The sequence below is a fragment of the Endozoicomonas sp. 4G genome, assembly GCF_023822025.1.
Taxonomy (GTDB): Bacteria; Pseudomonadota; Gammaproteobacteria; order Pseudomonadales; family Endozoicomonadaceae; genus Endozoicomonas_A.
Map to the genome: position 1 here is coordinate 5,636,820 of NZ_CP082909.1, position 19,074 is coordinate 5,655,893.

15 protein-coding genes and 1 pseudogene are annotated in these 19,074 nt (G+C 51.2%); 12 read left to right on the forward strand and 4 right to left on the reverse strand.

Going from position 1 to position 19,074, the window contains the following annotated elements:
- Positions 1-17 precede the first annotated feature (17 nt).
- From gspG to K7B67_RS22330, 8 genes and pseudogenes are all read left to right on the forward strand, one after another.
- Entirely contained in the window at positions 18-458 is a 441-nt protein-coding gene (gene gspG / locus K7B67_RS22295) for a type II secretion system major pseudopilin GspG (protein WP_252178037.1), read from the forward strand.
- Positions 458-1,021: a type II secretion system minor pseudopilin GspH gene (gene gspH, locus K7B67_RS22300; protein ID WP_252178038.1), complete on the forward strand. Its 564-nt coding sequence runs from the start codon at positions 458-460 to the stop codon at positions 1,019-1,021. The genes gspG and gspH overlap by 1 nt, the downstream gene beginning before the upstream one ends.
- 3 nt (positions 1,022-1,024) lie before the next feature.
- Positions 1,025-1,459: a type II secretion system minor pseudopilin GspI gene (gene gspI / locus K7B67_RS22305; RefSeq protein WP_252178039.1), complete on the forward strand. Its 435-nt coding sequence runs from the start codon at positions 1,025-1,027 to the stop codon at positions 1,457-1,459.
- Entirely contained in the window at positions 1,456-2,148 is a 693-nt protein-coding gene (gene gspJ / locus K7B67_RS22310) for a type II secretion system minor pseudopilin GspJ (protein WP_252178040.1), read from the forward strand. The genes gspI and gspJ overlap by 4 nt, the downstream gene beginning before the upstream one ends.
- A complete protein-coding gene (gene gspK / locus K7B67_RS22315; protein WP_252178041.1) occupies positions 2,145-3,128 on the forward strand; it encodes a type II secretion system minor pseudopilin GspK in 984 nt (327 codons plus the stop codon). The genes gspJ and gspK overlap by 4 nt, the downstream gene beginning before the upstream one ends.
- On the forward strand, positions 3,125-4,336 hold the full coding sequence (gspL, locus tag K7B67_RS22320) for a type II secretion system protein GspL (protein ID WP_252178042.1): 1,212 nt from the start codon (positions 3,125-3,127) through the stop codon (positions 4,334-4,336). The genes gspK and gspL overlap by 4 nt, the downstream gene beginning before the upstream one ends.
- Positions 4,333-4,935, forward strand: a pseudogene (locus K7B67_RS22325) (type II secretion system protein M). Before gspL ends, K7B67_RS22325 begins: the two are co-directional and overlap by 4 nt.
- 5 nt (positions 4,936-4,940) lie before the next feature.
- Positions 4,941-5,696, forward strand: coding sequence for a type II secretion system protein N (locus tag K7B67_RS22330; protein WP_252178043.1), 756 nt, complete (start codon positions 4,941-4,943; stop codon positions 5,694-5,696).
- Here K7B67_RS22330 and K7B67_RS22335 read toward each other — a convergent pair.
- The 4 genes from K7B67_RS22335 to speD form a co-directional block, all read right to left on the reverse strand.
- On the reverse strand, positions 5,693-6,619 hold the full coding sequence (locus K7B67_RS22335; RefSeq protein WP_252178044.1) for a hypothetical protein: 927 nt from the start codon (positions 6,617-6,619) through the stop codon (positions 5,693-5,695). The genes K7B67_RS22330 and K7B67_RS22335 overlap by 4 nt on opposite strands.
- 178 nt (positions 6,620-6,797) lie before the next feature.
- Complete coding sequence (gene aceF / locus K7B67_RS22340) at positions 6,798-8,429, reverse strand: dihydrolipoyllysine-residue acetyltransferase (protein ID WP_252178045.1); 1,632 nt, start codon at positions 8,427-8,429, stop codon at positions 6,798-6,800.
- A gap of 19 nt (positions 8,430-8,448) precedes the next feature.
- Complete coding sequence (gene aceE / locus K7B67_RS22345; RefSeq protein WP_252178046.1) at positions 8,449-11,106, reverse strand: pyruvate dehydrogenase (acetyl-transferring), homodimeric type; 2,658 nt, start codon at positions 11,104-11,106, stop codon at positions 8,449-8,451.
- A gap of 771 nt (positions 11,107-11,877) precedes the next feature.
- A complete protein-coding gene (gene speD / locus K7B67_RS22350; protein WP_252178047.1) occupies positions 11,878-13,320 on the reverse strand; it encodes an adenosylmethionine decarboxylase in 1,443 nt (480 codons plus the stop codon).
- A gap of 379 nt (positions 13,321-13,699) precedes the next feature.
- Between speD and K7B67_RS22355 the strand changes: the two genes are divergently transcribed.
- The 4 genes from K7B67_RS22355 to K7B67_RS22370 all read left to right on the forward strand — a co-directional run bounded on the left by K7B67_RS22355 (position 13,700) and on the right by K7B67_RS22370 (position 18,876).
- Positions 13,700-14,260, forward strand: coding sequence for a hypothetical protein (locus tag K7B67_RS22355; protein ID WP_252178048.1), 561 nt, complete (start codon positions 13,700-13,702; stop codon positions 14,258-14,260).
- A gap of 36 nt (positions 14,261-14,296) precedes the next feature.
- Positions 14,297-14,794: a hypothetical protein gene (locus tag K7B67_RS22360; RefSeq protein WP_252178049.1), complete on the forward strand. Its 498-nt coding sequence runs from the start codon at positions 14,297-14,299 to the stop codon at positions 14,792-14,794.
- Between the two features lie 30 nt (positions 14,795-14,824).
- Positions 14,825-17,866, forward strand: a complete 3,042-nt coding sequence (gene glnE / locus K7B67_RS22365) for a bifunctional [glutamate--ammonia ligase]-adenylyl-L-tyrosine phosphorylase/[glutamate--ammonia-ligase] adenylyltransferase (RefSeq protein ID WP_252178050.1) — start codon at positions 14,825-14,827, stop codon at positions 17,864-17,866.
- 83 nt (positions 17,867-17,949) lie between these two features.
- Positions 17,950-18,876 (forward strand): branched-chain amino acid transaminase, encoded by a 927-nt coding sequence (locus K7B67_RS22370; protein ID WP_252178051.1) that lies wholly within the window; start codon positions 17,950-17,952, stop codon positions 18,874-18,876.
- Positions 18,877-19,074 lie beyond the last annotated feature (198 nt).

The following is a 19,074-nucleotide window of genomic DNA, read 5'->3' on the forward strand; positions in this document are numbered from 1 at the left end:
TTAGGAGACAATGGTCAATGACTACGAAAACGACACATCGACAAAAACAGCAGGGTTTTACCCTGATCGAGATTATGGTGGTGATCGTGATTCTCGGCGTTCTCGCCAGCTTTGTTGCCCCGAACGTTCTGGGTAATAAAGAAAAAGCAGACCAGCAGAAAGCCGTCAGTGACATAGTGACACTGGAAAATGCCCTGGATATGTACAAGCTGGACAACAACCACTTTCCATCCACCCAGCAGGGGCTGAACGCCCTGGTGGAACAGCCTTCCGGCAACCCACAACCGAGAAATTACCGTGACAACGGCTACATCCGTCGTCTACCCCAGGACCCATGGGGCAATGACTACCTGATGCAGTTTCCCGGTGAATTTGGTGATATCGATATTTTCTCTGCCGGTCCTGACGGTCAGGCGGGCTCTGACGACGACATTGGCAACTGGAATATGAATTCCTGATGAAAAGTGCTGGTTTCACCCTGCTTGAAATCATGCTGGTTCTGGTACTGCTGGGCATTGCTACCGCGGTGGTATTGCCCACTCTGGCACCGGCTGACAGTTCAGCGCGTTTGAAAACCGATGCGCGGCGATTTGCTGCCCTGGTGAAAACCGGCCACCAAGAGTCACTGCTCAAGGGTAAGAACCTTGGGGTTCGATTTACTGACAATGGCTATCAGTTTATGGAGTGGCATGAAGGCCAATGGCAGCTACTGAAGAGTGACCGGTTGCTAACAGAGAGAGTGTTGTCGGACGCCATAAGACTGGACTTTATGCCGGGCGAGCTGATCTGGCAGGCGGCTCTGGATGCTGAAAAGCAGCAAGACAGTAGCTTGTTTTCCAACGGCTCAAACAAGGCAACGCCTGACCTTTACCTCTGGTCCAGCGGTGAAGTGACCCCGGCTGAAGTACGGTTTCAGTCAGCCAGCGACGCTCGTCGTTTTTATAGCGTGATGATCAGGGAAACCGGTGAAGTTAACGTGGTCAGTGCAGATGAGTACGACAAAACAAGTAGCCGGGGCTGACACATGAAACGCCATTCAGTTCATTCCCAAAAGGCTAAAGGCTGCTCCAGAAGCGCTAAAGGCTGCTCCATAAGCGCTAAAGGCTTCACCTTATTAGAAGTACTGATGGCCATGACCATTCTGGCCATCGCTGGTATTACCGTGCTCAGAACCACCAGTGAAAGTCTGGATAACAGCCAGTACCTGAAACATAAGACCATGGCTCGCTGGGTTGCTGATAATGAACTGGTCGATCTTTATCTGACAAAAGAGTGGCCGTCCCAGACCTGGGAAAAAGCTACCCGTGAGCTGGCTGATCAAACCTGGTATGTGCGGTCCCGGAGTGTGCGTACTGCGGATGAAGATTTTCGGGCCATCCAGGTCGAAGTTCGACTGAGTCGTGATGAGAGCAAGCCAGCCTTGGCCAGTCTGCAAACCTATACGGTGAAGCAGTCTTGAACGTATTGAAAGCCTTGAGCGTATCGAAAGCCTTGAGCGCATCGAAAGCCTTGAGCGCATCGAAAGCCTTGAACGTATCGACCCATCGTGGTTTTACCCTGCTAGAAATGCTGGTGGCGCTGACCATTTTTGCCCTGGTCAGTATCAGCGCCTGGCAGATTCTACAGGGAGTTATGGGGGCTCGGGAGGTGGCCAGCGATCATCAGAGTCGTATTCAGGAAATAGACTACGCCATGATGGTGATGGGGCAGGACTTCCGACAAATGATTGACCGCGGTGTGCGGGTCGATGGTGAACTCACCGAGCAAAGCCTGTTTGCCGGCAAAGATATGCTGGAGTCAGACGATGAGGCAGCAGCCTTTATTCGGCTGGGCTGGCGCAACCCCGGGCAGAAACTCCCCCGCTCCGAGTTGCAGAAAGTCAGTTATCGACTCAAGGATGGAGTGCTGGAACGTCAGCACTTTTATGTGCTGGATCCCGAGGAAAATGCAGAACCGGTGATAAGGGATCTGTTAACCGATGTCCGTTCACTGAAGTTTCAGTACTTTATTGATGGCCAGTGGCTAGAAAAGCTTGGCAGTACGCTGCCCCAGGGCTTAAAGATTACTTTTGAGCTGAAGGATCTGGGGATCATTGAACGGCGTTATGTGTTACCCGGCACCTGGCAAGCCCAGGAGAAGTCGTCATGAACACAAGGCTCCAGAAGCATCGTCAGTCGGGTGTCGCCTTGTTGATCGTCATGTTCGTATTGACGCTGATGGTGCTGATTGCGGCAGAGATTACCTTCGGCTTTTCCCTGCAAATGCGCCGGACCGCTTCCCTGCAACAAATGGAACAGGCCCGCTGGTATGCATTGTCTGCCGAAGAACTGGCGATCAAGGTACTTCAGGACGAATTAGAAGAAAGCGACGGAACGGTCAATCTCGGTCAAACCTGGGCCACGGGGGAAGTGACTTTTCCCGTGGATGGCGGAGCGATTCAGGGCAAAATCTCCGATGCTCAGGCTTGTTTGAACGTGAACGCTTTGCAGGTACCCGATAAAGAAGGACAGACTTCGACTGAAATCAAAGTGTTTCAATCCCTGATGGAAGTGCTGCAGATTGAGTCCTACCAGGCAGATATCATTGCCCAATCAACCCGGGACTGGGTAGACAACGACGATACCCAGGGTTCTGGCACCGGGGCGGAAGACAGTTATTATCAGTCGTTGCCAGTGCCCTATCTGGCTGCTAATACCAGTATGAGATCGGCTTCGGAGCTGAGAGCGGTGAAGGGCGTTAATGCCAGCATTATGAGAAGGGTCCAACCTTATGTCTGTGCACTGCCAGCTACTGAGATGAACATTAATATCAATACTCTGTCGCCGGATCATGCACCGGTGCTCAGTGCCCTGTATCTGGGTGAGCTCTCCATAGAACAGGCAAAAGAAGTATTGGAACAAAGGCCGGAGGATGGCTGGAAGAGCGTGGATGAGTTTATTCAACAACCGTCTCTTGCCAACTTCAGTGCCGAAGAGACTCAGGAGCTGATGTCGGTGGACAGTCAATATTTCGTGATGGCTGCCACCGCTTCCTACGTGGACTCCAACGTCCGAATAAAGAGCCTGCTGCGGCGGGAAGAAGAGAATAAGTTCAGCGTTATTCGCCGAGAGTTTGGAGGGCTTGAGTGAGCCAGCATCTTATCATCAGGCTGCCTGGAGATCCCGGCCAGCCCGTTCACTGGCAGTGCTACCCAACAGCGCAAGAGGGACAAGACTCCTCTGGTATTCTGTCGTCTGTTGCCGATCTGGGGGCACTGTCGGAGTCATTCCCGGACGCAAAAACCATTGTTTTGGTCCCTTCGGAGCTGGTCAGCGTTCACTGCCTTCAGGTGGAAGGTCGGCTGACTAAGGCGGTATTAAAGTCACTGCCTTTTCGTCTGGAAGATGATCTGGCTGAGGATGTCGATGATCTCCATATTTCAGTGATGACCAGGGAGGGGGATCAGGTGTATCTGTCCGTGGTCGCTCATTCGAAAATGGCGTTCTGGCATGAAGCCCTGAATCAGTCCGGCCTTAAATTAAAAACCATGATTCCTGAAGCTTTGGCTCTGCCCTGGAGCGAGGGAGAGTGCTCGGCACTGGCCATGGATGAACGATGGCTGCTTCGTACTGGCCGCTGGAATTGGGCAGCCTGTGACCCATCCTGGCTGAGCTTTTATCTGGCAGAGGAGGACTCTGAAACAGCGCCTCTGAAGGTGAACAGTTTCAGTGAACCACCGGAGAACAGTCCGGGTGAATGGCATCAGGAAGTTGCAGGCCCGGCTCTGGAAGTGCTGGCAGCGGGTGCGGTCAGTGCCGTCTCAGAGAAGAACAGTCCCAACCTGTTGCAGGGCGTCTGGCAGGTTGAGTCATCGGCCATCAAAAGTTTGAAACCCTGGGGGCTGGCGGCTGGGCTTCTGGCGGTTACCCTCACGCTGTTTACGGCTCAGGCGGTATTGAAATCGGTACAGTTGGAACAACAGGCCGATCAGCTTCGGGCACAGGCCCATACGGTCTACAGTGATCTATTTCCTGGTGAGCGAATTGTACGTCTACAGTCGCAGATGAGACAGAAGCTTATGGCTTTGAAAAGCACCAAAGGTGACGACTCAGGCCTGTTGAAGCTGCTGGATCAGACTGCTCCGCTGTTTAAACAGTACCCGCAACTTAAACCAGTTACTTTGTCGTATAACCAGTCTCAGCAATCACTGCGACTGGAAGCCACCGCTAAAGATTTTGAGACCTTTACGGCATTCCGGGAAGAATCCGGCGAGCAACTGGTGATCACGGTTGAAACACTGGAGAAAAGTGGTGATATTGCCAAGGGTACGCTGATTATCAGGGGGAGTGATTCATGAATAACATCGTGGAAGGCTTCAATGAGCGATGGCGTCAGATTCAGAGCTACTGGCGTGGCCTGAGTCGTCGCGAGCAGCAACTTTGCATGGTGGCAGGGGCATTGGTGAGTGTCTGGGTTGTCTGGCAGGGCATTTTCAACCCTCTGTCAGAACGCCAGTTGGCTGCTGAGCAAAAGCTGGCAGCCAGTCAGAAGTTACTGGCTTCGATACAGGAGCAGGCCAGCGAGATTGCTAGTCTGCGTCAGGGGCAGCCTGACCGGACCCGCTATCTGGTGTTACCTCTGGATCAGATGGTAAACAGCACCGCAAAAGATTTCGATCTGCGCATCACCGGGGTTCGAACCGTTCGTGATACCTTGTAGGTCGATCTTGATACCGTGGGTTTTGATCGTTTACTGAGTTGGCTGGTTAACCTTGAACAGCAGGGCGGTGTTGAGATCAGGGAGCTGGAAGTAGCAGCTGCCGAAAAGCCAGGGCATGTGAATGTTAATGCATTGAGAATAGCAAGAGCCTTCAGCGCAGAGAAAGCCTTCAGCGCAGAGAAAGCCTTCAGCGCAGAGAAAGCCTTCAGCATAGAGAACGCCAACAGCAAGAGTTAAGACACATGAAAAAAATTATTTCTCTGGCTGCCCTGGCCGCTGTTTCTTACACAGGTTTTATGCTGGCAGAGTTACCAGCCGCCTTTGTCTGGAATCACGCACCTAAAATGCCGGAGGTTAAGCTGGAAGGTCTTTCCGGCTCAGTCTGGTCGGGTTCAGCGCAGACATTAACTGTCAATGGTATCGAGCTTGAGGATGTCAGCTGGGATCTCCGGCCTTCTGCACTGCTGACTGGAAAGATCAAAGCGGATCTTGAAGTCGGTGACAATTTTTCCGCCGTTGCGGGTCAGGCGACAGTGACCTATAGCCTTCAGGGCATGACGATCGAAGACCTCGAAGCAGACGCTTCGGCAGGCTGGTTGCAGCAGTTTGCATCCATGCCGGTTCCGGCAACGGCCAGGGGTAATATCAATCTGGTGGCAGATTCCCTGATCTATGAAGGGGGTCAGTGTGTCGAGTTGGATGGCCGCATGGAATGGGAAAGAGGGCGAATCAGCAGTCCCTTGGGTGAGGTGAAATTAGGTCAGGCGGATGCTGACCTCAGCTGCAAGGGAAATACCCTGGAAGGTAACATTCGCCAGTCGTCCGAGTTTCTGACGACAGATGCGGTATTCAGTGTCAACCTCAACGGCAGTTATTCATTGAGCGGGAAAGTGTCAGACGGTGAAGCCCTGCCCGAAACGATAAAAGACGGCATGAAGTTTCTGGGCAGGCCGGATGCTCAGGGACGCTATCCTTTGACGTTCAGGGGGCGGATTTAACGGGTTGGGCTATCAGCAGGCGAATCGGCAGGAGGATAGATCGTCAGATCGGAATAATCACTGGGGTCGCCCGCATCAGGGAGATAAACAGAACGGTCAATTGAGCCGAAATCAGCCACTTCAATATCAATAGGGGGATAAATCAGCGTGTCGAGAGAAGCAATTATAGAATTCAACGACAATTCAGCAGGCCCTCCGTTATTGGTTAATTGTCGGAATCTACAAACCCCATGACAGGGATGGGCGAAACAATTCAGATCCAGAGTATGATGATGTTGATGAGAGTCTTCGTTGCCACCGTTAGAGCCAGAAGGCAAGGTGTGGGTGACAGAGCCTGTCAGTTGGGTGGTGGTGGTTGCTGTGGTTTGCTGGCCGGATGATATTGCTGGCTGCTTTGTGTTGTGGTTCGGATGTTCCCTTGGATGTTTAGCATGCCCGAGGTGAACCATAGTGGTAATCGCAAATGGGTCATCCTGACTGGCCTGCAGTTGATCCATCGGGTTGAACAAGGGTGAACTGAGGTTCCAATAGCTTTTCAAAAGCCAGCCAACAGCGACAAACGTTTCTACAGGTATCCATGAATAAGGTTTAGAGCCAGGGGTGTCATGGATGGTGATAACCAGTTGGTAAGCAACCAGCAGATGAGAAGCGAAAATCAATTGCCACGAGATCAAGTCAAAGTAGGAGGTTTTAAACCCATAACCGTCAAGTTTGTCCGGTTTGCCATCAGGCACAAACACTGATCCCGAAGGCACATTTGCGTCGGCAACGTCTGGTAATGCATTCGGGGCTGGCTTTATAGAAATGCTTCCATTTAATCTTTCATCTTGTTGAAGCTCGACAATAAAGCTTTTTGTTAATGGTTTAGCCTGACAGATGACGGACAACGACAAGAGCAGCACCATAAAGAATGAGTTTTTCATTACATTCCGGTCTGTAGTTTGTAGTGTTCAGCTTTTATTTCTTATTTTTTAGAAACGTAAGATAGATCAAGAAAGCGCCAGATCAAGATTTTCTTTCAAACACAAAAGGTGGCAGCGGATAAAAAAAAGCCCGCAACTGCAAAACAGTCGCGGGCTTTTATATGGGCAGCAATCGGGATTACAGCAACAGACGACGAATGTCTGACAGCAGGTTAGCCAGCATGGTGGTGAAACGGGCCGCATCAGCCCCATTGACCACACGGTGATCGTAGGATAGCGACAGTGGGCACATCAGACGTGCATCAAAGTCCATGCCGTTCCAGATGGGCTTCATGGATGCCTTGGAGATACCCAGAATGGCGACTTCAGGGGCATTCACGATAGGAGTAAAGGCCGTACCACCGACAGAACCCAGGCTGGAAATGGTGAAGCAGCCACCCTGCATTTCGGCAGGCTTAAGCTTCTTGTCACGGGCCTTGCCAGCCAGTTCAATACACTCCCTGGACAGATCCCAGATACCTTTCTGGTCAACATTCTTGATGACCGGTACCAGCAGGCCGTCAGGAGTGTCTACGGCAACACCAATATTAATGTACTTTTTGTAGATAACCGACTCGCCGTCTTCACTCAGGGAAGAGCAGAATACCGGCATTTCTTTCAGTACGTAAGCCACTGCCTTCAGGAAGAAAGGCAGCGGCGTCAGCTTGGTGCCCTGGGCTTCTGCTAGTGCTTTATTAGCCTTCCGGAACGCTTCCAGTTCAGTAATATCCGCTTCATCAAACTGAGTCACGTGAGGCACGTTCAGCCAGGAGCGCTGGAAGTTCTGAGCGGCAACCTTACGCAGACGATTCAGGGCGACTTCTTCGATTTCACCCCACTTGGCGTAATCCTGGGCTGGCACCGGAGGAATGCCGGCTCCGCCTGCAGCGGCTGCCTGAGGTTTGTCCGCTTCGGTCAGCTTCGCTTTGACGTAGGCCTGAACATCTTCTTTCAGGATACGGCTGCGCGGGCCTGTGCCTTTTACTCGTCCAAGGGTAACGCCAAACTCACGGGCAAGCCTGCGAACGGCGGGACCTGCATGGAAATTACGATTGGTTTCTTCCAGTTCTACCTGTTTCTGAACAGAAGTCGGTGCGGCCGGTTCTGGCGCTTTGGCCGCCGCAGGAGCGGGAGCTGAAGCCTGTGGTGCAGGAGCGGCCTGGGCGGCAGCCTGAGGTGCTGGAACAGGTGCAGCCCCTCCGGTGGTTTCAACTTTTACCACCAGATCACCCTGGCTCAGTTTGTCACCTTCTTTAACGCAGATCTCTTTGATGACACCGGCAAAAGGCGAAGGTACGTCCATACTGGCTTTGTCAGATTCCAGCACAATCAGAGAATCTTCTTCAGAAATTTCGTCACCCACAGTGACACAGATTTCGATGACCGGAACGTTTTCGGCACCAATATCAGGCACCGTCACTTCCTGAATGCTGCTGGCGGCCACTGGAGCCGGTGCAGCTGGTACAGGAGCCGACTCTGGCTGTGCCGCAGGCACTGGAGCTTCTTCAGCAGCAACAGTGCTTTCCCCGGCTGCTGCATCTGCCACCATTTTCAGCATGTCGTCACCTTCAGACACACTGTCGCCTACTTTGACAATGATCTCTGAGATCTTGCCGTCACGGGGTGCAGGCACTTCCATGGATGCCTTGTCTGACTCCAGAACAATCAGGGAGTCATCGGCAGAAACCGAATCACCGGGGGCAACGCAGATTTCAATCACTTCTGCGCTGCCACTGCCGATATCGGGGATCTTGATTATTTCATCGCTCATTCGGGATAACCTTATGAAATCAGCAGTACAGTGGGTTAGCTTTGTCGCCGTCGATGTTGAACTTTTTCATCGCCTCTTTCAGTACCGACACGTTCAGTTCACCGTCTTTTACCAGACCGTACAGGGCGGCAATAACAACGAAGTAACGATCCACTTCGAAGAACTCACGCAGTTTCTCGCGGGTATCGGAACGACCGAAACCATCAGTACCCAAGGCAATAAACGTGCCGGGTACAAATTCACGAATCTGGTCAGCGTAAATCTTCATATAGTCAGAGGCAGCAACAACCGGTCCCTTGCGACCTGACAGCTGCTCTTCAACCCAGCCTGTCTGCTGCTCGGAATCAGGGTTCAGCATGTTGTGACGAGCTGCCGCCATACCATCACGGCGCAGTTCGTTGAAGCTGGTGGCGCTCCAGATATCCGACTCAATACCGAAGTCGTTACGCAGGATATCCGCCGCAGCACGGACTTCTTCGAGAATAGTGCCACAGCCCATCAGTTGTACTTTCAGACCGTCTTTACCGGCGCTCTCCTCGAAGCAGTACAGACCCTTGACGATGCCTTCAACGACGCCGTCGCCTTCTGGCATGGCTGGCATCTTGTAACTGTCGTTCATGGTGGTGATGTAGTACCAGACGTTTTCGTTGTCGCTATACATACGACGCAGGCCGTCCTGAACAATCACCGCCAGCTCATAACCGTAAGTCGGGTCATAGCTGATGCAATTAGGAACCGTAGAAGCCAGAATATGGCTGTGACCGTCCTGATGTTGCAGGCCTTCACCGTTCAGGGAAGTACGGCCAGAAGTGGCACCGATCAGGAAACCGCGAGCCTGCATGTCGCCTGAAGCCCAGGCCAGGTCACCGGTACGCTGGAAACCGAACATGGAGTAAAAGGCGTAGAAAGGAATCATCGGTACGTTGTTGTTGCTGTAGGAAGTCGCAGCAGCGATCCAGGCCGCGTGAGCACCGGCTTCATTGATGCCTTCTTCCAGAATCTGCCCCTGTTTGGACTCCTTGTAGAACATCACCTGATCGGAGTCCACTGGCTCGTACATCTGACCTTCTGCCGAGTAGATACCCAGCTGTCGGAACATACCTTCCATACCGAAAGTCCGGGCTTCGTCAGGGATGATCGGTACCACGTGCTTGCCAATCTTCTTGTCTTTGGCCAGGGCAGCCAACACCCGCACGTAAGCCATGGTGGTTGAGATTTCACGCTCACCACTGCCTTTAAGAACGGCGTCGAAGGCACTCAGTTCAGGAATCTGCAAGTGTACGTCAGACTGCTCCCGGCGCTGAGGAATGAAGCCACCCAGTTTTTCACGATGCTTGCGCATGTAAACCATTTCCGGGCTGTCTTCAGCGGGCTTGAAGTAAGGCAGGGCCGCCAGGTCTTCATCTTTAATCGGCAGGTCGAAACGGTCACGGAACTGTTTCAGATCATCGATGGGCAGTTTCTTAACGTTGTGGCTGACGTTGGAGGCTTCGCCGGTGGTACCGGTACCGTAACCTTTTACTGTCTTAGCCAGAATAACCGTTGGCTTGTCGGTGGTGTTGACTGCAGCGTGGTAGGCCGCGTACACCTTGTAGGGATCGTGACCACCCCGGTTCAGACGCCAGATGTCGTCGTCCGACAGGTGTTCCACCATCTTTTTGGTTTCAGGATAGCGACCGAAGAAGTGCTCACGGGTCCAGGCGCCGCCCTTGGCTTTACAGTTCTGATAGTCACCGTCTACGGCTTCGTCCATCAGTTTTTGCAACATGCCGTCTTTGTCCTGGGCAAACAGCTGATCCCAGTGACGACCCCAGGTGACCTTGATGACGTTCCAGCCAGCACCACGGAAGACGCCTTCCAGTTCCTGAATGATCTTGCCGTTACCACGAACCGGGCCATCCAGACGTTGCAGGTTACAGTTCACCACAAAGATCAGGTTGTCCAGCTTTTCACGGCCCGCCAGAGAAATAGCACCGGTGGATTCCGGCTCGTCCATTTCACCATCGCCCAGGAAAGCCCAGACCTTACGGTTCTGCTCCTGAGCCATACCGCGGTTGATCAGGTACTTCATAAAGCGTGCCTGATAGATGGCCTGCAATGGACCCAGCCCCATGGAGACGGTGGGGAACTGCCAGAAGTCAGGCATCAGGTGCGGGTGAGGGTAGGAGGGGAGACCCTTGCCTTCGACTTCCTGACGGAAACCATCCAGCTGATCTTCGCTCAGACGACCTTCCAGGAAAGCCCGGGAATAGATACCCGGAGACGTGTGTCCCTGGTAGTACACCAGGTCGCCTTCACGGTTGTCGTTGTAACCATGGAAGAAGTAGTTGTAGCCGATGTCGTACAAGGTTGCACTGGAGGCAAAGGACGAAATGTGACCACCCAGAGAGCTGTCTTTCTGGTTAGCACGCATGACCATGGCCAGCGCGTTCCAACGAACCAGGGAACGGATTCTGCGTTCCATGAACAGGTCACCCGGCATTCTCGCTTCTTTCTCAGGCGGAATGGTGTTGCGATAAGGAGTCGTTATCGCGTAGGGCAGCTGGGTGCCTTTTGCCCTGGCATGTTGGGAAAGGCGGGTCATCAGGTAGTGAGCCCGGTCTTCCCCTTCTTTTTCCAGAACAGAATCCAGGGCTTCCAGCCACTCCTGGGTTTCGATGGGATCGATGTCGTGCATATAGTTTGCTCCGAGAATTGAGCGCTGTATCCTGTTCGAAATGTTGAGATAAACCGTCTCAACCTGAGATGAACAACTACACTCCAAAGTGGCCGTTCTTCGTCGATGTGCCAGTTAAATTCTGTTTGTCAGGATAGTCGAGGCTTACCTTCGATGGACTGCTTTTTTCGGTCCGTATCATCAGTAACAACCGATGATTAAGCGACGTAAGCCTCAGGAGCCCGCATAAGGACAGCTCGAATACCATCCCTGTCGTGACTCCCAGCGCCAAAGTTATCTAATGAAAAATTTGCCCTGCCTGCTTGAGCTTTATGTTCGACCACCATGCCGTCAGGCTTCCAGCCGAGTGATCGGCCCCGGATGGACAGTTAATCTGGTGATAAGAAGACAGAGTTTAAACCTTCAGAAAATTGATTTCGATCAACTTTAGTAATTGAACTACAAGATAAGCAAAAGCCGCAATGAGTACCAGTACTTAGGTGCAGCAAAGTTACAGAAATACATCAAAAGCCGCTGCATTATTATGCGCGATCATAATATTTTTGGGCATATCTGCTGATAAGTAAGAAAAAACACTGGTGGGGGATACCTCAATAGCAATTTATGCCCTGACTTGTTGGGGAGGTGTGCATTCACTGGAGAGTGGGAAGGAGTCATTTTTTAAACTCCATACCTACCGTTATTACCCATGATCTACGTACTTCTGATCTCTATATGTACTTTTAAAAGTACATATAAGAATCCTCAGGTTGGAAAGAATCGAGAAAAAGCCTACTCGCTTTCACAACGCACCCTCCCACGCAAGAGCCCTCTGATATCAGTCGAGTCAGGATTAAAGGCGGCCTTTAAAATCGGAACCGCTGTCTCTGGCCGAGCATCGCCACACATAAAGATATCGAACGCCGCGAAGTCCCTCTCTGGCCAGGTGTGGACACTGATATGCGACTCAGCCAATACCGCAAAGCCAGAAATGCCACCATTGGGCTCGAAGTTACGAAGGCGAATATCCAACAAGGTAGCACCCGCCCTTTCAACCGCCTCACACATCATTTGTTCCATCAGATCAATGTCATCCAGATTTTTAGCTCCCCAGAAGTCGATGATCAAATGGGTGCCCGCAAAAGTCACCCCATCACGGGTAACAAAGTGATCAGCCCGTTCTTCACCAGTAGTGATGGCATTTTGGCTGTGGGTGGGCCAACGATCATCCTGGGTGATGGAAGCGGCTAAATCAGCAACAGATCCTTGGGTAATGGAGGATGTCGCTAACAAATGACCTGATTGATATAGATCTGGACGCCCCCATTGATCCAGAAATCCTGACCGGGCGTGCCCTGACCTTCTTCTCAATCCATTGATACCATTCGGGAGCGCCGGAAGACCCATACCCAATGTGGCTGCCAGCGCCTGACTGGTATATCTGATCCAGGCCTGCCTGATACCTTCTGAAAGGTGGAACCAGGTTTGGGTAATAACCTGATCAAAAAATAACAGGCCAGCACCTACGGCTATTTTTTCCCAGGTGGTTAACTTGTCTAACCTTTTTAATCCTGCTGTTTCAGTATCACTCGTAAACCGGGCGCCGGTATTTCTGGAATCAATTTTAATATTCGCCAGATAATAGACAGAATTATTATGGGGGGCCGACATCACAAAACGATCCTGAAGACCTCCTTCAATCACAAGTTCTGGCAGAATATCTGCCTTGTTCCCCACAAAAGCCGAGTTAGCCGGCAGATGAAAACGCTGGATTCTTTTGCGATCGTCACTAATGAATTCTGACAATGACAACTCATAAACAGCGGGTTGTCCCTTGCCGGGTGATTGCTCTGCATCAAAAATAAACAACGTTGGATATATAGTTTTAAAAACCTCATCACTCAGTTTTTGTGTTGTTGCGGATATTTTTATTATCTTGACGGTTTCAGGAATAGGTTCAGACATTGAGGGGAGAGTCGGGTGAATACCTGAAGAAGTGCCGGGGGAAGGTGTTGGCGGAGATAGCTGATGGTTCTTTGCCCCGATAAACGCCTTAAAAACAGGTAGGTGGCGACTGCATACATCCCTATCAATACTGAGGGTTAATTCAGAACAACTTGAAACCTCTGTATAGATGGAATCGTCCGTCGAGCCAGCCGTAGGGAAAGCATGACAGGAGAAGGCATAAATGGCTGACAACAGCGCAACCCCTGACCCGGAACTGAAAATGTTCATGTTGGCACTCTAGTACACGGTTTCAATGTGATTGATGGGTTCCCTCTATCAATGGCAACCAAGCTCCGTTCACCCTGAGCGGAGTCGAAGGGTGGTTGGCACAATCTTCATTGTTGGTTCGGAGTCCACATCCTTCGACTCCGCTCAGGATGAACGTAGATTGTTCACATCAAAATCATTGAAATGATGTACTAGTCATCCATTCTAAGGCCGTTATGTATCGTAGACCGAATGTTTCACAAATAAAGGTAAAGTCCTCTCCAACAGAAAATAAATCTATTGGTGCGCATTTTTTCCGGCATGGAATAAACCCCATGCCCCTGGATTTTTCGTCCATGCTTACTGGACTTTTAAAAGGTCATTAAAAAAGTGAGGTCTGATGAAAAATTCGTTTTTCCTGGCACCGCTGTTATTGCTTTGGTGCTTGTCTACCATCTGCCAGGCTGAAAGCTATTGGAGCACCTATTCACCACTCCCAATGGATAAGCCGAAGGCAAGTCAGGAGTATCCATTTACGATCATCACCATGATGCTGCCCGGAAATGGTCAACAACAGAGCCAACCACAAAAGGCGCAAAACAAATCATCCGGTCAGCAAGCCTCTGGGGGGTTCACCTTTACAACCAATCCAGGCTCTTCCGGCTCTGGTGGTGGTAACGAGGGCTCTGGACAACGAGAACATACTTTTGGTTTAAATTGTTACGTCGATTCTTGTCATGGCGTTTGTGAATTGGGAGCGTTATTCGATAGTAGCGATAGCAGCGATATGAGCGATTTAGATGAATTTTTCATTGGTTCAATTTTGGATTTACTGAGTGACAGATATTTCAACAAAAAATACGACATGAGCGACGAGTACGTACATCTTGCCCCTGCAGTGTGTAATGCCCTGGGAGAAGAATGTAAGTATATGGTTGATTGTTGTGCCAGTTGTATCTAAAGCTTCAGCTTTGGCTTCAGTCAATCCCTGTTCTGTATGACTAAGGCGTTAATAAAATTAAATGCACATAAAGGCCTGAACCTGCGTCGGTTCAGACAAGATGTCATCGATGGCTTGAATGCAGACCGCCAGACTCTGGTAGAGAAGATTGCCCGGCAAGAGATAGAGCGTGTAAACATGATTCTTCAACAAGACTCATCCATAGAAGATAAGTATGAGGCGGTTGGTAATCTGGCATTAATTTTCTTTGCCCTTTCCGCCAATAATCGAGAAGAAGCCAGTGATCTTTTCTGGGAGGCTTGCTTTAACGATGCAGATGGCAACCTTAACGATGCAGATGCCAGCCAGACAACTGAGAATGACGAACCCCCTGAACCCTACGTAGACTTTACAACTGAAATCACAGAAAAATATAAATATGTTTACCGGTCAGTAAGAAATATAAAAGACATTAGTCATTTACAAAGACTGGTTGACAAGATTAAGAACTATTTAATTCCAGATAAGGTTAAAAACGGTAAACTTTCAACCTGATACGTTTCTGTTTATGGAGATCTTCCATCCATGGAGTTGCCAGATCACAGCCCTGAGCCTATGAAAAGCCCTGAGCCCAAGAAAAGCCCTGAGCCCAAGAAAAGCCCTGAGCCCAAGAAAAGCCCTGAGCCCAAGAAAAGCCATGAGCCCAAGAAAAGCCCTGAGCCCAAGAAAAGCCCTGAGCTGATAAACTGCCCTGCACCGATAAAAACCAGCCTCAGCAGCCAATGGGATCAGTTCCTGGAGACCTGTCGAACAGCCGATCTGGCCAACAGCCCTGACTCGCTATCTCCGGAATTTCTCGCCCAACTTTATAAAACCTGGGCGGGCAGCGACTTTGCCTTTGAGCAATGCCTGAAGCATCCGGATCTGGTTTTCCAACTTCAGCCGTTAGAAACGCCCGAACCGGGCAGGCATCAACAGGCACTTGGCCAGCTGACTCAGCAAGCTCTTAACGAAAACGATCTGATGCGACAACTTCGGGTCTATAGAAACCGGGAGATGGTCAAAATCATCTGGCGCGACCTCAACCGCCTGTGCTCCATGCAAGAAACCACGCAGGATCTTTCTGCCATGGCCGATGCCTGCGTCGATCAGTCATTGAACTGGCTCTATGCCGAAGCCTGTAAAACCTGGGGCACCCCAATGGGAGGCGGCTCTGGAGAAACCCCTCAACCACAAAAGATGATTGTGCTCGGCATGGGCAAGCTGGGAGGGCAGGAGCTGAATCTTTCTTCCGACATCGACCTGATGTTCACCTACCCCCACAAAGGTGAAACCGTGGGTGGGCCTCGCTCCCTGGATAATCAGGAGTTCTTTACCCGGCTTGGGCAGCGTCTGATCAAAGTGATAGACAGTCAAACCGTCGATGGTTTTGTGTTTCGGGTGGATATGCGACTAAGGCCTTATGGTACCAGCGGTGCCCTGGCCATGAGCTTTTCCGCCATGGAGCAGTATTATCAGGATCAGGGCAGGGACTGGGAACGCTACGCCATGATCAAGGCCAGAGCCATTGCCGGGGATATCCCGGAAGGTCAGAATCTGCTCAACATTCTGAAGCCATTCACCTTTAGAAAGTACATTGACTTCAGTGCTATTGCTGCCCTCAGGGATATGAAAACCCTGATTCAAAGAGAAGTGAAGCGCAAAGGCATGCAGGGCAATATCAAACTGGGCCCTGGCGGCATCAGGGAGATTGAATTTATTGCCCAATCATTCCAACTGATCCATGGTGGCCGTGACCGAAGTCTTCAGGAGAAAGGGTTGCTCACTATTCTAGGTCTGCTCTCTCCTCACTACCTGCCGAAAGAGGTCACACAAACGTTAACTGACGCCTATATCTATCTGCGTGATATTGAGCACGCTCTTCAGGCGCTACAGGACAGACAGACACAGGAGCTGCCGGTTGATGGTCAGCAACAGGCAAGAATTGCTTTTAGTATGGGGCATCAGGACTGGTCTTCCCTGATGAATACGCTGGATCATCACAGGGCGCTGGTGGCACATCACTTTGATGAAGTCATCTCGGTACCGAAAGTCGCCAGCGATCAAGAGCAGACGGCCCAGGAACACTGGCAGCTGCTGTGGCAGGGCAGCCTCACCGAAGACGAAGAATTAAAGCAGTTTCAGGAACATCCGTTTTCAGAACCGCAGGCATCGAGACAGCGGCTGTTAGCACTCAGGGATGGCAAAGCCATCACCCGAATCCGCCGCCAGAGTCGTGAGCGACTGGATCATTTCATGCCGTTGCTATTGGAACATATCGGTCGAAGCGAACAGCCTGATCTGGCCCTGACACGCATCCTTCCTCTTATTGAAAGTGTGGTGCGCCGGACGGCTTACCTGGTTTTGCTGATGGAAAACCCCAAAGCCCTGGAGCATCTGATCCGCCTGTGCACAGCAAGCCCCTGGATAGCAGACCAGATCGCCCGGCACCCGGCCCTGCTGGATGAATTTCTGGATATTGGTGACCTTTATAACCCACCCGAAAAAGCGGAACTTGAACACGACCTCAGGCAACAACTGACTCATATTCCGGAAGACGATCTGGAAGCCCAGATGGAAGCATTGCGCTACTTCAAGATGTCACACCTGTTAAAAGTAGCGGCAGCCCAGGTTGCTGGCACATTACCCCTGATGAAAGAAAGTGATTACCTGACCTGGATCGCCGAAGCCTTGCTGGATCAGGTGGTCGGCCTTGCCTGGAAAGCCCTGGTTGAGCGACACGGACACCCTGTCGGTGAAGACGGCTCTACCTGTAACCCCGGCTTTATCATTATTGGTTACGGCAAACTTGGTGGTATCGAACTGAGTCCGGGATCAGACCTGGATCTGGTGTTCGTGCATAACGGTGCCACCCATAAAGAAACAGACGGCGCCCGCCCTATAGAAAGCTCCACATTCTATACACGACTGGGGCAGAGAATCATACACATCCTCACCACCCATACCCCTTCCGGCAGACTCTATGAAGTCGACATGCGTCTCCGTCCTTCCGGTGCTTCTGGAATGCTGGTTAGTTCACTGACATCTTTTGAAAAGTACCAGCGTAATGAAGCCTGGACCTGGGAGCATCAGGCTCTGGTTCGGGCCAGGGCAGTGGCAGGTGATAAGCAGCTGGCTGCACAATTTGAATCACTTCGCAAAAGCATTCTGGCGATGGCAAGGGATCCCGTCGTCTTGAAAGAAGAGGTCATCAAGATGCGTCGTAAGATGCAAGACCATCTGACAAAGTCCCGGCGGAATCAGCAAGGCCAACCCCTCTTTCATTTAAAGCATGGTCGCGGCGGCATTGTTGATATCGAATTTCTGATGCAATACGCTGTATTAGCTCATGCACACGCTCAGCCCGAGGTTGCACGTTTTCCGGATAACATTCGCATTTCGGAGTCACTGGAAGAAGCCGGTTACCTCACCGCCAGTGAAGGTCAGGGACTGAGAGAAGCTTACAAATGCCTGAGAAAAGCGGCTCACTCAAAGGCTCTGCAAAACGAGCTGCCTTTTGTGGAACCCACTCTGGTAGAACCTTTCACCCAACAGGTTGAAGGGCTTTGGCAACAATGGATGGAATAATCCAAAGGCCCGCCAGCCGTTTGGAATCATCAGCAAAGTATGCTCCAATGACGCGATAATTAGATCACACTGGGAGTTTTCGTATGTCCTTCGCCGATAGAGACGGTGTTATTTGGTTTGATGGCAAGCTGGTTCCATGGCGAGAAGCACAAACCCACGTTCTGACCCATACTCTGCACTATGGTATGGGGGTCTTTGAAGGGGTTCGGGCTTACCATACGGATAAAGGCCCGGCTATTTTCCGTCTGGAAGAACATACTGACCGACTGTTCAGAAGTGCCCATATTCTGGGCATAACCATTCCTTACACCCGTGAAGAGCTGATGGAAGCCCAAAAGCAGGTGGTTCGCGAAAACGGTCTGGACAGCGCCTATCTCCGACCCATGTGTTTCCTGGGCTCTGAAGGCATGGGTCTTCGTGCTGACGGATTGACGGTTCACTGTATCATCGCCGCATGGGACTGGCCTTCTTACATGGACCCTGATGCCAAAGAGAAAGGGATCAAAATCCGTACCTCTTCCTACACCCGTCACCATGTCAATATCACCCTGTGCAAGGCCAAAGCCAATGGTAACTATATGAACTCCATGCTGGCACTGCGCGAAGCCCTGGACAGTGGCTGTGAAGAAGCCCTGCTGTTGGACAATGAAGGTTACGTGGCCGAAGGCAGTGGTGAAAACGTCTTTATTGTCAAAGGAGATGGCATTCTCTACACACCGGAACTGACGTCCTGTCTGGAAGGGATTACCCGTGATACGATTATCCGTTTCGCCCGGGACCTGGGTCTGGAAGTCAGGGAAAAACGGATTACCCGTGACGAAGTCTATATTGCCAAAGAAGCTTTCTTTACCGGTACCGCCGCTGAAGTGCTGCCGATTCGTGAGCATGATGGCCGTATCATCGGCAGTGGTCAACGCGGCCCCATTACCGAACAGCTGCAAACCATGTACTTTGACCAGGTGCAGGGCAGGCGGGAAGCCTACCCTGAGTGGCAGGCCTATGTGAGTTAAATCACTCAGTCGGTTGCAACAATTACTGAGTTATTGAACCAAAAAGTGGCGTATAATCTGCGCCACTTTTTTATTTACCTGTTTGAACTGAAGCTGGACTACTGTCCAGTCGCTTACCCTGCCATCGGTGACTGCCTGCTCTCACTGAGGGCGGTAGCGTGCCTAATTACAAGAGATCCGGATCGGTGGATCGGTGGA

Bases quoted from the DNA above. Each gene is read 5' to 3' on its own strand.
- gspG (WP_252178037.1), top strand. From the start codon at position 18: ATGACTACGAAAACGACACATCGACAAAAACAGCAGGGTTTTACCCTG.
- gspH (WP_252178038.1), top strand. From the start codon at position 458: ATGAAAAGTGCTGGTTTCACCCTGCTTGAAATCATGCTGGTTCTGGTA.
- gspI (WP_252178039.1), top strand. From the start codon at position 1,025: ATGAAACGCCATTCAGTTCATTCCCAAAAGGCTAAAGGCTGCTCCAGA.
- gspK (WP_252178041.1), top strand. From the start codon at position 2,145: ATGAACACAAGGCTCCAGAAGCATCGTCAGTCGGGTGTCGCCTTGTTG.
- K7B67_RS22330 (WP_252178043.1), top strand. From the start codon at position 4,941: ATGAAAAAAATTATTTCTCTGGCTGCCCTGGCCGCTGTTTCTTACACA.
- K7B67_RS22335 (WP_252178044.1), bottom strand. From the start codon at position 6,619: ATGAAAAACTCATTCTTTATGGTGCTGCTCTTGTCGTTGTCCGTCATC.
- aceF (WP_252178045.1), bottom strand. From the start codon at position 8,429: ATGAGCGATGAAATAATCAAGATCCCCGATATCGGCAGTGGCAGCGCA.
- aceE (WP_252178046.1), bottom strand. From the start codon at position 11,106: ATGCACGACATCGATCCCATCGAAACCCAGGAGTGGCTGGAAGCCCTG.
- speD (WP_252178047.1), bottom strand. From the start codon at position 13,320: ATGAACATTTTCAGTTCCGGGTCAGGGGTTGCGCTGTTGTCAGCCATT.
- K7B67_RS22355 (WP_252178048.1), top strand. From the start codon at position 13,700: ATGAAAAATTCGTTTTTCCTGGCACCGCTGTTATTGCTTTGGTGCTTG.
- K7B67_RS22360 (WP_252178049.1), top strand. From the start codon at position 14,297: ATGACTAAGGCGTTAATAAAATTAAATGCACATAAAGGCCTGAACCTG.
- glnE (WP_252178050.1), top strand. From the start codon at position 14,825: ATGGAGTTGCCAGATCACAGCCCTGAGCCTATGAAAAGCCCTGAGCCC.
- K7B67_RS22370 (WP_252178051.1), top strand. From the start codon at position 17,950: ATGTCCTTCGCCGATAGAGACGGTGTTATTTGGTTTGATGGCAAGCTG.